Here is a 15,924-nt window from a genome sequence, read left to right as displayed (position 1 = left end):
TTGCCTCTTAATCTTCGATGCTGGTGCCGGGCACCGCGGGTAAACGTTGGTCAAGCAGTCGACGTAGTGCGCTGTCGGCCGGCCAGTTGCGCAAAAAACGTGCGCGATCCTTGGCATAAGCCCGGACGAAGCTGGCATCGCTGCCATGTTGCTGGACGGCATCGAGATCGATGAGTGCCCAGCGGCCCTGCTCCCAGAACAGGTTGTGCCCCTTCAAATCGCCATGGCTGATGCGCTCGCGTATCAACACGGCGAACAGCCGATCAAGGGCGAACAATTCTTCCTCGGGCGGGCTTCCATTCAGGTATGGCTGAAAACGCGCGATTATATCTTCTCCGCGCAGCAATTCGGTAATCAGCCATGCCGGCCCGCGCATCCACAGCCAGCGTCGCTCGATGACCGCCAGCAATCGCGGAGTGGCAATTCCGAGAAAGTCGAGCCGATTGCCCTCGACCCAGCTGTGCCAGGCCCGGCTCGGCCGCCAGAAGCGCTTGAGCCAATGCAATGGATTCTTGATGTTGTAGCGCTTGATCAGCAGTGCGCGGCTGCCCAGTTCGCATTGCGCAACGGTGGCTGCGCCGCCGGTCTTGAACAGTTTGCCCTTGGCGATGAACGCATCCGGGTCGGCAAGCACGACCTGCAAGCCTGCTTCCTCATCGCGCCTGATGACCTGCGCACCGAACGCACCGATACGCGCGCTGAAGAGACTGCAATCGCGCGCGACCTTTTTGAGGTAATCATTCAGACGCCAAGCGCGGGTCTTGCGGATTTCCTTGAGCAACGCCTCCAGTGGCAACGCATGCTCGCTGTTAGCGAGCAGGTAGTGCACCAGCAGCTCTTCGATGAACGGCTCAAGCTCCGCCGGCAACTGGGCGAAGAAAACGCCGAGGTTCTCCAAGACCCGCGCCCGGGATAATGACCTACCGGGCACTTCCGCTTTCACGCCACCGCCGTCAACTACATAGAGCTGATCTCCTGCGCGCAGCAGATTGTCGAGGTGCAGATCGGCCTGCCAGATGCCGCATGCGTGCATTCTGGCAACCAAATCCAGGGCTTCGCCAAGTACACGCTGCTGCCCCTCCGACAGCATGGCTTCAGTCTTTATGGCGCGCCAGGCGGTCCACAGACTTTCCGCACCGTCGAGCCACTCGAATAGCAACCAGCCGCCGGAGCCGGCCTGCCGACCCTCTGCCAACAGTGCTGGCGTGGGCAAATGCTGTGTCACCAGGGCCTGTACGCCATGTAGCTCGCGCTGCTGATGTCGCTGTGCGCTGCCACCGACCAGCAGCTTGGCTAACACGGTACGTCCGTTCCACCGAGCCTGGCCGACATAACGCTGCCCTGGCAGAACACGAAGCCAGTGTTCGACCTCGAGAATCTCACCATCAGGCAATTCGACGTGCAAGGGGCAGGCTGGCCGCCGCCCTGCGCCAGCCAGATCGGACAATTTCATCCGCGAGCCTCCTTGTCTTTCCGCCTGCGATTCAATCGCCGCAGCCATGCCTCGAGCAGGAGATCATCATCCAGATAACTCGACAGCAGCCACCTCACCCCGTCATCGCCGATACAACCAGCGCGGCGTACCAGCGGTTCGAGATCCTTGATGCGGTCACGCTGCCCCCATAGCAGAGGACGTGTTTTTTCCAGATCGATTAGGCATGCCTGCCAATCGTCATCCTGCTCGCGCAAGAAAACATGCTTGGGATAGAAACAACCATGCATCTGCCCGGCGCGGTGAAGCGTGCGAGCCAGCTCACCGGTTGCACTGATGACTGCTTGCTGCTGTTTTTCGCCCAGCACCGACCATCGGCTCAGCAAGGCATCCAGATCGGTCCAACCATCGAGCGCGCGTGTCAGCAGAACAGCCCTCTGCTCGCTGCCGACCTTGCGCTGGCCGAAAAAGGCTGCCTGCAGCGCCGGCACGCCAAGCCGTGCGTAGCGCCGGATATTGCGAAATTCCCGAGCAAATGTCGGCTGACCAAAAGGGTGTGCAAGACTGCGGGTCAAGTGATTGCTCTGGCGCTTCAGGTAGAAGGCCGCGCCATCGAGTTCGAGCCGGAAGACGCTGCTCCAGCCACCACGCTCGACATTGGGCTCATCCACCGCTTCAAGCTGTACCGCCCAAAGCGAATCGAAGTCAGCCAGGCCGTTGCGCTCAAGCACCGAACGATCGGACTCCGCAATGAAATCGGTCATTCTCGTCCTTGAAAGTAATTCAGAATCTGCTGGATACGAGGTTTATCCTGCGCGACGAGCCGCTTACGTTGGCAATACTGCAAGTAGAACCTCAGACGCTGAGTGCGGGTGAGCTGGTACTTGGCGACCTTATCAAGGCAGGCCAGGTCCTTGACGATTCGGCGCCGCAGAAACGGGCCACACCAGAACGCACCGGTCGGGCAGTCAATCAGATATAGGCGGCGTTGCGGATCGACCAGCAGATTGCGCCATTTGAGGTCGTTGTGGGTAAAACCCCGGTCATGCATCGCCCGCGTCGATCGCGCGAGCTGCACGCTGACCTCCTGCACCCAACGCGGATCGCGCAGACGGGCATCATGGGTATCGGCGAGCATGGCTAGATCGTCGGTCTGCTCCAGTTCGCGGGTGATCAGGGCACCGCGTAAAAACGCTCCGCCGCGCCGCTCAAGACCGTAGGCCACAATGGGCGCGGTTGGAATCCCCCAGCGGCGGAAAAGCATTAGGTTCTGCCACTCAGCCTTCACCCTGGGGCGACCTATGAAGCGGCGCAGGCCCTTGCCGGCACCGGAATAACGCTTAACGTAATAGCGCACGCCGTTGCGCTCGACACGAATGACTTCCGAAAGTGGATCCTGGGTCAGCCGCTCGCCTTCCAACGCGAACACACTTGCGAGCGTACCGAAATCCGCACTCAGATCGGCATAGGCCGGGTCCAATGTCCAGCCGGCCATTACAGCGCATCCCCATAGCGGATCTTGCGCGCCAGCAGCTTTTCGGCCTTGCGCTGCAACCATGCCAACAGCCCAGCCTCGTCACGCAGAATCTCCCGCAACGGGCGCTGAAAGTAATTGCGCAGGAAGCGTAGTCTATCGCCGCGGGTCAGGCCGATTTCCAGGGCGGAGAAATACAACCCAGCCAGATCCTTGTCGCGCCAACGCCGCGGTGTTTGGGCTCGGGTTTGCGCGCGATGCAGGTCGATCAGCGACAGACGGAAATCGCTCGCTGTCACCGGCCTGTCGGTATGCAGCAGAAAGTGGCAGATGTAGAAATCACGGTGGTTGACGCCGGCGCGGTGCATGGTGCCAGCCATGCGCGCGACTTCGGCAATCAGCGCGCGCTTGAGCGCCGGCGCGGGTGGCTGTTCACGCCAGTTAGCCGAGAAGTCCTCCAGGCTGACCGTCGGCGCCAGTTCTTCGGTGATGATGAACGAGTGTTGAGTCGCCGGATTGCCGCCACGCTCGCCATAGGCAACCGCGGTCATGGTCGGAACCCCCACTTCGTGCAGCCGCTGAATGGCGCGCCACTCCTGGCCGGCTCCCAGCACCGGCGCCTTGGCGGTGAGCAGGTTCTTGGCGATCTCGCCCCAGCCGATGCCCCGATGAATCTTGACGAAGTATCCGCGCCCGTCGACCTCGGCGCGCAGGGTGCGCCGGCCTTCCAGCTCGCGGTAGACCTGACCATCGAGACGTTCGACTTCTACGAATGGATCCTTGCCATGCCAAAGGCTTTTGAACGGTTCCAAGAGCATCAGGCGCATAGAGGATCCGCCAATCGACAGGTCGCTGACTGAGCGGCGACGGTCATGCGCGCCCCTCTAGGATTACATCGGCCGCCTTCTGCGGCATCGAATAAAGATCAGCAGATTCGGCATATGCCAGCCCGTTGCGACTCCAGGCCGCGCGCTGCTGATCATCGGCCAGCATCTGTGCCAGCATTCGATCAAGGACGCTCTGCTCGAACGGGCCGGGCACCACCCGACCGCAATCGGCATCGGCGATGTAGTGGGCGTAGCCACATACGTCGCTGACCAGCACCGGCAGCCCGGCAACCAGCGCCTCCAGCAACACGGTGCCGGTATTTTCATTATAGGCCGGATGGATCAGCAGATCGGCACCGAGCAGAAAGCGCGGGATGTCGCTACGCCCCCTGAGAAACTCGACCATGCCGGAAACGCCCAGCGCCTTGGCCTGCAGCTTGAACGGCTTGGGATCGTCCTGGCCGATCACCAGCAGCCGGGTACGCTGGCTCAGTTCGCGCGGCAGTGCAGCCAAGGCCTTGAGGCTGCGGTCGACGCCCTTGGTCTTGAAGCCGGAACCGATCTGCACCAGCAGCAGCTCGTCGGGGCGCACCTCGAACTCCTCGCGGAACTCGGCACGGATCTGCGCGGCATTGGCCGGCGCGCGGCGATCTTGGGCGATGCCCGGCGGCAACAAGTGAAAGCGTTCGGCGGGCGTGCCGTAGTGTTTGACGAACAGCGGCTGCTGCACCTCGGAGATCATCAGAATTTCGGTCTTCGCCTCGGGCGCGAACACCGCGCGCTCGTACTCGGCAAAATGCTTGTAGCGACCCCAGCGGCGGTAAATCGGGTTGCGCAGGGTCTGCGCCTTGTCCTCGAAGCAGGGATCGGCGGCGTAATACACATCGAGTCCCGGCATCTTATTGAAGCCGATCACCCGGTCGACCGGCCGCTTGCTCAGGTCCGCCTCGACCCAGGCAGTGAAGCGCTCGTTGCGGGTGTGATTGAACAGCGCCTTGACCGGTGCAATCAGCACCTCGAAGCCGTCCGGCACGTCGCCTTCCCAGATCATCGCGTAGACACGGATCGTGTGGCCGCGACGCTGGCATTCGAGGGCTATGCGCATGAAATCGCGCTGCAGACCGCCGAAGGGAAAATACTTGTAGAGAATGAAGGCCAGTTGCATCAGACGGACTCCGGGGCCCGCAGCAGGGCTTTCAATTCGGTGACGACGCGCTCGGGGCGCAGGTCGTCGAAACAGGGCTTGTGCCGGTCACCGCGACCGGCGTTCGGCCCGCTGGCACACAGGTGCACCTGCGAGCGCCCATACGCGCCGACCCGCCCGGGCAGGGTCGGACCATAAAGTGAAATGCTCGGCACATCCAGCGCCGCAGCCAGGTGGCCGAGACCGGTGTCCACCCCGACGCAGGCGCGTGCACCGGCGATGACCCGGGCGACACCGGCAAGATTGAGCTTCGGCAGCACCGCGGCGTTGGCTATGCCGCTGACGATGCGTTCGGCCCGCGCCTTCTCTTCGGCATTGCCCCAGGGCAAGCGGATCGCCCAGCCGAAATCGCTCATGCGTTCGGCCAGCTCGCGCCAATAGGCTTCCGGCCAGTGCTTGCTCGGCCAGGTGGTGCCGTGCAGAAACAACAGATACGGCTGATCGCTGGGCGCCGCCATCTGCTCGCGATTCAGACCGTAGTCGGCAACGTCCTGCGGCAGCGGATAACCGAGCGCCTGGGCGAACAGCTGGCGCACCCGCTCCAGCGCATGCTGGTCACGCGGCACGGCATAGCAGCGGTCATAGAAGCGTGCGGCGATGGGCTCGCGGGCCGAATCGCGATCCAGCCCGGCGACCGGAGCCTTCACGTAGCGGGTCAGCCAGGCGCTTTTGAGCAGGCCCTGGGCGTCGATCACCAGGTCGTAACGGCCTTCCCGGAGGCGCGCCTTGAAGCGCTGCCATTCACCGTTGCGCAGGGTCTGCAGCGGGTGCTTGCGCCAGCGGCGAATCGCTACCGGGATCACCTGTGCCACTGCCGGATGCCAGGCCGGAATTTCGGCGAAGCCCTCCTCCACCACCCAGTCGAACTGGATGCCGGGCAGCGCCCGCTGCGCATCGGTCAGGGCCGGCAGGGTATGCACGACATCGCCCAGCGACGAGGTCTTGACCAGCAGGACCTTCAATCAGCGCACCTCGACCGACTGCGGGACCAGACGATCCAGCGCCTCGATCACCGCGCGCGGCTTTAGCTCGCGCATGCAGTTGTTGTGGCCGAAACGGCAGGTGCGCTCGAAACAGGGGCTGCAGTCGAGGCCCAGGCGCACCACTTCGACCTGTTCGGAAAGCGGCGGGGTAAAGGCTGGCGAGGTGGAACCGTAGACGGCCGCCAATGGCCGGCCCAGCGCAGCGGAGACATGCATCAGCCCGGAGTCGTTGGACACCACGGCATCGGCGCAGGAGAGCAGATCGATCGCTTCGGCCAGACTGGTTTCGCCGGCCAGGTTCACAGCCTCTTCACGCAGGCCCGGAATCAGCCGCTCAAGGATCTGCTCACCCACCGGATGATCGTTTTTCGAGCCGAACAGCCAGACCTGCCAGCCTTCGCGGACCTTCACCTCGGCGACCTTGGCGAAGTGCTCAGCCGGCCAGCGCTTCGACTCACCGAATTCGGCACCGGGGCACAGCGCCAGCACCGGCCGGTCCAGGCTCAGGCCGAAGCGTGCCAGGGCCGCATCGCGCGTTTCGGCGTCGATGCGCAGTGACGGGTTCGGATAGAGCCTGGGCAGCTCGGCGCCCGGCTCGAAGGCCAGCGCCATGAACCGCTCGATCATCAGCGGATAGCGCTGCTTGTCCAGCTTGCGCATGTCGTTGAGCAGGCCGAAACGCATTTCGCCACGCCAGCCGGTGCGCTTGGGGATGCCGGCAAAGAACGGCACCAGTGCCGATTTCAGCGAGTTGGGCAGCAGGATCGCCTGCTGGTACTGACCACGCAGGCTCTGCGCGACCTTGCGCCGGGTCGCCATGTCGAGCACGCCGTGCCCGACCGGAAAGCTCAACGCCTGGCGCACCTCAGGCATGCGTTCGAGAATCGGCCGGCTCCACTCAGGCGCCAGCACGTCGATCTGGCAGTCGGGATGGCGCTGTTTCAGGCAGACGAAAAGCGTCTGCGCCATCACCATGTCGCCAACCCAGCTGGGTCCTACGATCAGTATGTTCATAAGCTCTAAGCCATAAGCTGAGGGGCTGGAAGCGTGGCCGGCAAGCGAGTCATGCGCTGCCGGCTCCCAGCGCCAGGCTTACTTGACCAGGGTCCGCCATTCGGCGTGGGCATCGGTCTTGCCGGTGACCAGATCGAAGTAGGCTTTCTGCAGCTTCTCGGTGATCGGGCCACGACGGCCGATACCGATGGCGCGACCGTCCACTTCGCGGATCGGGGTGACTTCGGCGGCGGTACCGGTGAAGAAGGCTTCGTCGGCGATGTACACCTCGTCGCGGGTGATGCGCTTCTCGACTATCTTCAGGCCATGCTCGGCGGCCAGGGTCAGCACGGTGCCGCGGGTGATGCCGTTCAGGCAGGCGGTGACTTCCGGGGTGTAGATCACGCCATCCTTGATGATGAAGATGTTTTCGCCCGAGCCCTCGGCCACGTAGCCTTCGGGGTCCAGCATCAGCGCTTCGTCGGCGCCGCCGGAAATGGCTTCCTGCAGGGCCAGCATCGAGTTGATGTAGGCACCGTTGGACTTGGCGCGGGTCATGGTGATGTTGACGTGATGGCGGGTGAAGGAACTGGTGCGGACCTTGATGCCCAGTTCCAGCGCTTCGTCGCCCATGTAGGCGCCCCAGTGCCAGGCGGCGACGATCACATGCACCTTCAGGCCGCTGGCGCGCAGGCCCATGCCTTCGCTTCCGTAGAACACCATCGGGCGGATGTAGGCGCTTTCCAGGTTGTTCTCGCGTACCGCGGCGCGGGTCGCCTCGTTGATCTCTTCCTTCGAGTACGGCATCGGCATGTTCATGATGTGTGCCGAATCGAACAGGCGGTCGGTGTGCGCCTGCAGGCGGAAGATCGCCGTGCCGTCCGGAGTGTTGTAAGCGCGCACGCCTTCGAACACGCCCATGCCGTAGTGCAGGGTATGGGTCAGCACATGGGTGGTCGCATCGCGCCACTGCACCAGTTCGCCGTCATACCAGATGACGCCATCACGATCGGCCATCGACATCGTTGCCAGCTCCTCAGAATTCGATATTGCTTGGTAGCCCGACGAGGGACTCAGCTGAGCCCCAACTCGCGCCAGATACGCATGACTGCGCGACGCTCGTCGTGGAATTGATCCCCACTCACCAGTCCGGGCTGCTTCTGCAGTGATTGCCGGTGGGCTGCCGCGCGGTAGGCCTTGTAGGCGTCCTGCAGCAGCCGGACCTCATCGCCGGTCATCAACCCGGCCTGCTCCAACCCATCGAGAATGCGGATGTTATCGGTATAGCGCAGCAGTTCGGGATGCTGGTGCGACCACGCCAAAGCCGCGTATTGCACCATAAATTCGATATCCACGATACCACCGGCGTCCTGCTTGAGATTGAACTCGGCCGCGCCGTCGAAGGCTTGCTCAGCGGTCCCCGCATGCGTCGCCCGGGTACCGAGGTTGTCGCGCATCTTCGCGCGCATGTCGCTGACCTCGCGGCGCAGCGCCTCGAGATCGCGTTCGCGACCGAGCACAGCGGCACGCACCCGCTCGAAATCGGTGGTCAGCTGCGGGCAGCCGACAAGTACACGCGCACGCACCAGCGCCTGATGTTCCCAAGTCCAGGCCTCCTGACTCTGATAGCGCTCGAAGGCGCCCAGCGAGCTGACCAGCAGCCCGGAAGCGCCGGACGGGCGCAGGCGCATGTCCACTTCATAGAGCTGGCCAGAGGTGGTCTGGGTGGTCAGCAGATGGATGATGCGCTGCCCCAGACGGGTAAAGAACTGCGCGGTGTCGATGGGCTTGGCGCCATTGGTCTCCGCAGCAGGGTCGCCGTCGTGGATGAACACCAGATCCAGATCGGAGCCGTGACCGAGCTCGATCCCGCCGACTTTGCCGTAACCGACGATGACGAATGCCGGATCGCAGAGCGTGCCGTCGCTGCGCTGCGGCTGGCCATGACGCGCGACAGTGTGGCGCCAGGCCAGGGTCAGCACTTCCTGCAGAATCGCCTCGGCCAGCCAGGTCAGGTAGTCGCTGACCTTCATCAACGGCAGCGTACCGGCGATCTCCGAGGCGGCAACGCGCAGCCGGTGCGCCAGCTTGAAATGCCGCAACGCCTCCATCTGCTGCTCGAGGTCGTCCTCAGGGATGCGCATCAGCCGTTCGCGCAGTTCAGCCGCCAGTTCCGGCGCCAGCGGCGGGCTGTACAGACGACCGGCGTTGAGCAGCTCGTCGAGCAACAGCGGGAAGCGGGCGATCTGCTCGGCGATCCACGGGCTCGCCGCACAGAGCTCGAGCAATCGCTGCAGCGCACCGGGGTTTTCGGTCAGCAATACGAGATAGGCCGAACGCCGGGCGACCGCCTCCACCAGCGGCAGCACACGTTCGAGCACGAGATCGGGGTCGGCCTGCTCGACAGTCTGCGCCAGCAGGCGGGGAATGAAGGCATCCAGTCGTTCACGACCGAGACGCTGCATGGTGCGCACCTGACTGGCATTGCGCAGTGCGGCAAGGCGCTGGCAGGCGCCCTGGCCGTCGCGAAAGCCGGCTTCGGACAGCTGTCGGCAGGCGAATTCCTCGTCCCAGTCCTGCTCCCACAGCGGCAACCACTCACCGCCGACCAATGCATCGCCTTCGGCGGCTTCGTCCTCGTCTGGGTCGGCGATCACCTGGTGGAAATGCCAGTCGATGCGCCCACGCCAGTGCAGGAGTCGCTCGTGAAAGGCCGGCCAGCTGTCGAAGCCGAGCATGAAGGCGACCCGCGCGCAGTCGACTTCGCTTTCCGGCAGCATCTGCGTCTGCCGATCGGCGATGGCCTGCAGTGCGTGCTCGGTGTAGCGCAGGAATTCGTAGCCTTCACGCAGTTCGACGACCGCCGCGGCTGGCAGGTAGCCCTGCCCTTCCAGGGTGGCCAGCACGCCAAGCAGCGGACGCTGCTGCAGGCTGAGATCGCGCCCGCCATGGATCAGCTGAAAGGCTTGAGCGATGAACTCGACTTCGCGGATACCACCAGCACCGAGCTTGATATTGGCGGCCATGCCCTTGCGCCGCACTTCCTGCTGGATAAGCTGCTTCATGGTGCGCAGCGCTTCGATCGCCGAGAAGTCCAAATAGCGCCGATAGACGAAGGGCCGCAGCATCTCCAGCAGCTCTTTGCCGGCCTGCTGGTCGCCGCCGATCACCCGCGCCTTGATCATCGCGTAGCGCTCCCAGTCGCGCCCCTGGTCCTGGTAGTACTGCTCCAGTGCATTGAAGCTGTACACCAGCGGCCCGGACGAGCCGTACGGGCGCAGGCGCATATCGACGCGGAAGGCAAAGCCATCGGCAGTGATCGCGTCCAGCGCCTTGATCAGTCGCTGACCGAGGCGGACGAAGAACTCCTGATTGTCCAGCGAGCGCTTGGCGCCGACTGTCTCGCCGCCTTCCGGATAGCCGAAGATCAGGTCGATGTCGGAAGAGAGATTAAGCTCATGGGCGCCCAGTTTGCCCATGCCAAGAATGACCATGTGCTGCGCGGTGCCGCTGCGACGCCCGGTCGGTACGCCGAACTGCTCGCAATGACGCACGTACAGCCAGTGATAGGCCAGATCGACGGAGGCATCGGCGAGATCGGAAAGGTCACGGCAGGTTTCAGCAAGATCGGCCCGACGAGTCAGGTCGCGCCAGATGATGCGCACCTGCTGGCGATTGCGAAAGCGGCGCAAGGTCAGCGCCAAGGCGTCTTCGTTGTCGCAGGCACCGACCAGCTCGCCGAGTGCTTCGCGCATTTCGCCAGCCTCGAGCGACCGCTCCAGCCAGCCCAGCTCGGCCAGCTGCAGCAGCATCTGCGGATCTCGACTAACCTGTTCGCTGACGAAATCGCTCGCTGCACAGACCCGGCTGAACGCCTCACGCTGCTCAGCCAACCAGACGTGACAACGTGCCGCAAGCGCTTCCGACAGGCTGCCGGCAGCGGCGAGGAACGACTCTTCGGCTCGACTGACAAAAGGCAGGAGCGAGGACGGCAATGCAACCAGCGGGGGCAGACTCATTGTGGTTTCCTTTACGACAGCAGTACGGTAAACCGCGATTCAGAGCCTCGCATATGCCTTTTTCAGGAAAATGCCAGCGCCGCTGATCTGTAGTTTTACTACTAAAGAGTATTTCAGGGGGCTGATCCCGGCGCGTTTTTGTAGTAAAACTACAGACGCCCGGTTCTACCCCCGGCATTCGTCCAAGACATTACACGCACCGGCCCACAAAGCCGGTAGCGAACAGGCGACCGATTCTGGAAGCCTTTCCGCCATGGAGCAAGCCATGCAAGATCTCGATCCCGTCGAAACCCAGGAATGGCTGGACGCCCTCGAGTCCGTCCTCGACCGCGAGGGTGAAGACCGCGCTCACTACCTGATGACCCGGATGGGCGAACTGGCCACACGTAGCGGCACTCCGCTGCCCTACGGCATCACCACGCCGTACCGCAACACCATCCCCGTCACCCGTGAAGCCAAGATGCCCGGCGACCTGTTCATGGAGCGTCGAATCCGCTCTCTGGTCCGCTGGAATGCCCTGGCCATGGTGATGCGTGCGAATCTGAAGGATCCGGACCTGGGCGGCCATATTTCCACCTTCGCCTCCAGCGCCACGCTTTACGACATCGGCTTCAACTACTTCTTCCAGGCACCGACCGAAGAGCATGGCGGCGACCTGATCTACTACCAGGGCCACGCCTCCCCCGGCATTTACGCCCGCGCCTTCCTGGAAGGCCGCCTGACTGAAGAGCAGATGCTCAACTTCCGCCAGGAAGTCGATGGCAAGGGTCTGTCGAGCTACCCGCACCCGCACCTGATGCCGGACTTCTGGCAGTTCCCGACCGTCTCCATGGGCCTCGGCCCGATCACCGCGATCTACCAGGCGCGCTTCATGAAGTACCTGGAAAACCGCGGCTTCATTCCGAAAGGCAAGCAGCGCGTCTGGTGCTTCATTGGCGACGGCGAGTGCGACGAGCCGGAAACCCTCGGCGCGATCTCCCTGGCTGGCCGTGAGAATCTCGACAACCTGGTATTCGTCATCAACTGCAACCTGCAGCGTCTGGACGGCCCGGTTCGTGGCAACGGCAAGATCATTCAGGAACTGGAAGGCGTGTTCAAAGGCGCCAACTGGAACGTCAACAAGGTCGTCTGGGGCCGCCTGTGGGACCCGCTGTTCGCGGTCGACGAGGACGGTCGCATGCAACGCCGCATGGACCAGGCGATCGATGGTGAATACCAGAACTACAAGGCCAAAGACGGCGCCTACGTGCGCAAGCATTTCTTCGGCGCCGACCCCGAGCTGCTCAAGCGCGTCGAGAGCATGTCCGACGAAGAGGTCTGGAAGCTCAACCGCGGCGGCCACGACCCCTACAAGGTCTATGCGGCCTACCACCAGGCGGTCAATCACAAGGGCCAACCGACGGTCATCCTGGCCAAGACCATCAAAGGCTATGGCACCGGTGCCGGTGAGGCGAAGAACATCGCCCACAACACCAAGAAAGTCGATATCGACAGCCTGAAGAAATTCCGCGATCGCTTCGACATCCCGGTCAACGACTCGCAACTCGAAGAGCTGCCGTTCTATCGCCCGGCCGAAGACAGCGCGGAAATGAAGTACCTGCGCAAGTGCCGCGACAAGCTGGGCGGGCATCTGCCGCAGCGCCGGCCGAAGAGCTTCAGCATCCCGACACCGCCGCTGGATACCCTCAAGGCAGTGCTCGACGGCTCCGGTGACCGCGAGATTTCCACCACCATGGCCTTCGGCCGCATCCTCTCGCAGCTGGTCAAGGACAAGGATCTCGGCAAGCGTATCGTGCCGATCCTAGCCGACGAGGCGCGCACCTTCGGCATGGAAGGCATGTTCCGCCAGCTGGGTATCTACTCCCCGGTCGGGCAGCTGTACGAGCCGGTCGACCGTGATCAGGTGATGTACTACCGCGAAGAGAAGGACGGCCAGATCCTCCAGGAAGGCCTGAACGAAGCGGGCGCCTTCTCCTCGTTCATCGCTGCCGGTACTGCTTACAGCAACTACAACCAGCCAATGCTGCCGGTCTACATCTTCTACTCGATGTTCGGCTTCCAGCGCATCGGCGACCTGGCTTGGGCGGCCGGTGACGCGCAGACCCGTGGCTTCCTGCTGGGCGGCACCTCTGGGCGTACCACGCTCAATGGTGAAGGCCTGCAGCACGAGGACGGCCACAGCCACATCCTCGCCAGCACCATCCCCAACTGCCGCAGCTATGACCCCACCTACGGCTACGAGCTGGCGGTGATCATGCACCACGGCATGCACGAGATGATGGAGCAGCAGAAGAGCGTCTACTACTACATCACCGTGATGAACGAGAACTACCAGCAGCCGGCCATGCCGCAGGGTGTCGAGGACGGCATCATCAAAGGCATGTACCTGCTCGAAGAAGCCAAGGGCGACTTCAAGCACCGAGTGCAGCTGCTGGGTTCGGGCACCATCCTGCGCGAAGTCCGCGCCGCGGTGGACATCCTCGCCAAGATGGGCGTGGGCGCCGACGTCTGGAGCGTCACCAGCTTCAACGAACTGCGCCGCGATGGCCTGGCGATAGACCGCTGGAACCGTTTGCACCCGACCGAGGAGCCGCGCAAGAGCTACGTCCAGCAGTGCCTGGAAGGCCGCGAAGGTCCGGTCATCGCCTCGACCGACTACATGAAGCTGTTCGCCGACCAGATCCGCCAGTGGGTGCCGTCGCGCGAATACCAGGTGCTGGGTACGGACGGTTTCGGCCGCAGCGACTCGCGCGCCAAGCTGCGTGATTTCTTCGAGGTCGACCGTCGCTGGGTGACTGTGGCCGCACTGCAAGCACTCGCCGATCGCGGCGCCATCGAACGCACCGTGGTGGCCAACGCCATCACCGAGTTCGGTATCGACCCCGAGAAGCGCAATCCGCTGGATTGCTGATGCGTGCGCACAGGAGAACCTATTGTGAGTGAAACCATACGCGTACCCGACATCGGCAGCGGTGAGGGTGAAGTAATCGAATTGTTCGTCAAGGTCGGCGACCGTATCGAAGCCGACCAGAGCATCCTGACGCTCGAATCCGACAAGGCCAGCATGGAAATTCCCGCGCCCAAGGCGGGCGTGGTGAAGAGCCTGAAGGTCAAGCTCGGCGATCGCCTGAAAGAAGGCGACGAGCTGCTGGAACTGGAAAGCGAAGACGGCCAGGACAGCGCGGCTCCCTCACAGGCTGCAGCCGAACCTGCTGGCGCGGCGAGCGGCGGCCCGACCGATGAAACCGAAGCGCCGACGCCTCCGGGCGACGACGATGCTTCGGCCTCGGCCGGCGAAGGCGAGACACAGGAGATCAAGGTTCCGGATATCGGCTCCTCGGGCAAAGCCAGCGTGATCGAAATCGCGGTTAAACCCGGCGATACCATTGCCGCCGAGCAAGCGTTGATCACGCTCGAGTCGGACAAGGCCAGCATGGAGATTCCGTCTCCCGCAGCCGGCGTGGTCGAGAGCATTTCGGTCAAGGTAGGCGATGAAGTCGGCACCGGCGATCTGATCCTGGTTCTCAAAGGCGCAGCGCCCAGCAAGCCGGCAGCAAGCAAGGCGCCAGCAAGCCAGGCGGCAAGCGCACCGAAGCAAAAGCTCAGCGAGCCGGCAGTTGAAGAACCTGCCGAAGACGCCGGCGAATCCGTGGAAGAAGTACGCATCCCGGACATCGGCTCCAGCGGCAGTGCCAATGTCATCGAAGTGATGGTCAAGGCCGGGGACAGCGTCGAGGCGGACCAGTCGCTGATCACGCTGGAATCGGACAAAGCCAGCATGGAGATTCCGGCACCCAAGGCCGGTATTGTGGAATCGCTGTCGATCAAGGTCGGCGACGAAGCCAGGACCGGCGATCTGATCCTGACCCTAAGGGTTCAAGGCACCGCACCAGCGAAGAAGCCCGCCACCAAGGCGGAGGCTGCACCGCAACAGCAGGCGGTTGCACCGAACAAGCAAGGCGTTCCCGAGGCGAAAGCTGCCGCAACGCCCGCTCCGGCGGTCAGCGGTCCGAGCAAGGCTGGCACCAAGGTGCATGCGGGGCCAGCGGTACGCATGCTTGCCCGCGAGTTTGGCGTAGAGCTGGCTGATGTTCCGGCCACTGGTCCGAAGGGCCGAATCCTCAAGGAAGACGTTCAGGCCTACGTCAAGAACATGCTGCACAAGGTCAAGCAGGCTCCTGCCGAAGGTGCTACCGGTGGTGCGGGCATCCCGCCGATCCCGGCGATAGACTTCAGCCGTTTCGGTGAAGTCGAAGAAGTAGCAATGACTCGCCTGATGCAGGTCGGTGCCGCCAACCTGCATCGCAGCTGGCTCAACGTGCCGCACGTGACCCAGTTCGAGTCGGCCGACATTACCGAGCTGGAAGCCTTCCGCGTCGCGCAGAAGGCAATCGCCGAAAAGGCTGGGGTCAAGCTCACCGTGCTGCCGCTGCTGCTCAAGGCGTGCGCGCACCTGCTCAAGGAACTGCCGGACTTCAACAGTTCGCTGGCGCCAAGCGGCAAGGCGCTGATCCGCAAGAAGTACGTGCACGTAGGTTTTGCCGTCGACACGCCGGATGGCCTGATGGTCCCGGTGATTCGCAACGTCGACCAGAAGAGCCTGCTGCAACTAGCCGGCGAGGCTGCGGAGCTGGCTGAGAAGGCACGTACCAAGAAGCTTTCACCGGATGCGATGCAGGGTGCGTGCTTCACGATCTCCAGCCTCGGCCACATCGGCGGCACCGGCTTCACGCCGATCGTCAATGCACCGGAAGTGGCGATCCTCGGCGTATCCAAGGCGACCATGCAGCCGGTGTGGGATGGCAAGGCCTTCCAGCCACGGCTGATGCTGCCGCTGTCGCTATCCTATGACCACCGTGTCATCAACGGTGCGGCGGCGGCGCGCTTCACCAAGCGCCTATCCGAGCTGCTGGCGGATATTCGTACGATGCTGCTGTAAACGCCTGTACCCAAACAGGAACGCCGCGTCCTCTCACGAGGGCGCGGCGTTCT

General features: G+C 63.2%; 11 protein-coding genes. 2 read left to right on the top strand and 9 right to left on the bottom strand.

The window, feature by feature from the left end; translation table 11 throughout:
* Nucleotides 1–7 precede the first annotated feature (7 nt).
* From BHD08_RS02530 to glnE, 9 genes are all read right to left on the bottom strand, one after another.
* On the bottom strand, nt 8–1,453 hold the full coding sequence (locus BHD08_RS02530; protein WP_125020700.1) for a lipopolysaccharide kinase InaA family protein: 1,446 nt from the start codon (nt 1,451–1,453) through the stop codon (nt 8–10).
* Nucleotides 1,450–2,196, bottom strand: coding sequence for a lipopolysaccharide kinase InaA family protein (locus tag BHD08_RS02525; protein ID WP_125020699.1), 747 nt, complete (start codon nt 2,194–2,196; stop codon nt 1,450–1,452). Before BHD08_RS02525 ends, BHD08_RS02530 begins: the two co-directional genes overlap by 4 nt.
* The gene (locus tag BHD08_RS02520; protein WP_125020698.1) at nt 2,193–2,927 is read right to left on the bottom strand and encodes a lipopolysaccharide kinase InaA family protein; all 735 of its coding nucleotides are present in this window, start codon (nt 2,925–2,927) and stop codon (nt 2,193–2,195) included. The genes BHD08_RS02525 and BHD08_RS02520 overlap by 4 nt, the downstream gene beginning before the upstream one ends.
* Nucleotides 2,927–3,733, bottom strand: coding sequence for a lipopolysaccharide core heptose(I) kinase RfaP (gene rfaP / locus BHD08_RS02515; protein ID WP_125020697.1), 807 nt, complete (start codon nt 3,731–3,733; stop codon nt 2,927–2,929). Before rfaP ends, BHD08_RS02520 begins: the two co-directional genes overlap by 1 nt.
* Before the next feature lie 43 nt (nt 3,734–3,776).
* The gene (locus tag BHD08_RS02510) at nt 3,777–4,898 is read right to left on the bottom strand and encodes a glycosyltransferase family 4 protein (protein ID WP_125020696.1); all 1,122 of its coding nucleotides are present in this window, start codon (nt 4,896–4,898) and stop codon (nt 3,777–3,779) included.
* The gene (gene waaC / locus BHD08_RS02505) at nt 4,898–5,899 is read right to left on the bottom strand and encodes a lipopolysaccharide heptosyltransferase I (RefSeq protein WP_125020695.1); all 1,002 of its coding nucleotides are present in this window, start codon (nt 5,897–5,899) and stop codon (nt 4,898–4,900) included. The genes BHD08_RS02510 and waaC overlap by 1 nt, the downstream gene beginning before the upstream one ends.
* Nucleotides 5,900–6,934, bottom strand: coding sequence for a lipopolysaccharide heptosyltransferase II (gene waaF, locus BHD08_RS02500; protein ID WP_125020694.1), 1,035 nt, complete (start codon nt 6,932–6,934; stop codon nt 5,900–5,902).
* A 78-nt stretch (nt 6,935–7,012) separates the two neighbouring features.
* Complete coding sequence (ilvE, locus tag BHD08_RS02495; protein WP_015275442.1) at nt 7,013–7,936, bottom strand: branched-chain-amino-acid transaminase; 924 nt, start codon at nt 7,934–7,936, stop codon at nt 7,013–7,015.
* 50 nt (nt 7,937–7,986) lie between these two features.
* Nucleotides 7,987–10,932, bottom strand: coding sequence for a bifunctional [glutamate--ammonia ligase]-adenylyl-L-tyrosine phosphorylase/[glutamate--ammonia-ligase] adenylyltransferase (glnE, locus tag BHD08_RS02490; protein ID WP_125020693.1), 2,946 nt, complete (start codon nt 10,930–10,932; stop codon nt 7,987–7,989).
* Between the two features lie 265 nt (nt 10,933–11,197).
* Here glnE and aceE point away from each other — a divergent pair, with 265 nt between their 5' ends.
* Both aceE and aceF read left to right on the top strand, forming a co-directional pair.
* Nucleotides 11,198–13,843 (top strand): pyruvate dehydrogenase (acetyl-transferring), homodimeric type, encoded by a 2,646-nt coding sequence (gene aceE, locus BHD08_RS02485; RefSeq protein WP_125020692.1) that lies wholly within the window; start codon nt 11,198–11,200, stop codon nt 13,841–13,843.
* Between the two features lie 24 nt (nt 13,844–13,867).
* Entirely contained in the window at nt 13,868–15,871 is a 2,004-nt protein-coding gene (gene aceF / locus BHD08_RS02480; RefSeq protein WP_125020691.1) for a dihydrolipoyllysine-residue acetyltransferase, read from the top strand.
* Nucleotides 15,872–15,924 lie beyond the last annotated feature (53 nt).

Origin of the sequence: Pseudomonas sp. SCT (assembly GCF_003864275.1) — a bacterium.
Classification (GTDB): Bacteria; Pseudomonadota; Gammaproteobacteria; order Pseudomonadales; family Pseudomonadaceae; genus Stutzerimonas; species Stutzerimonas stutzeri_AE.
Note: the sequence above shows the minus strand (reverse complement) of the source record. Positions and strands in the feature narration are given on the sequence as shown.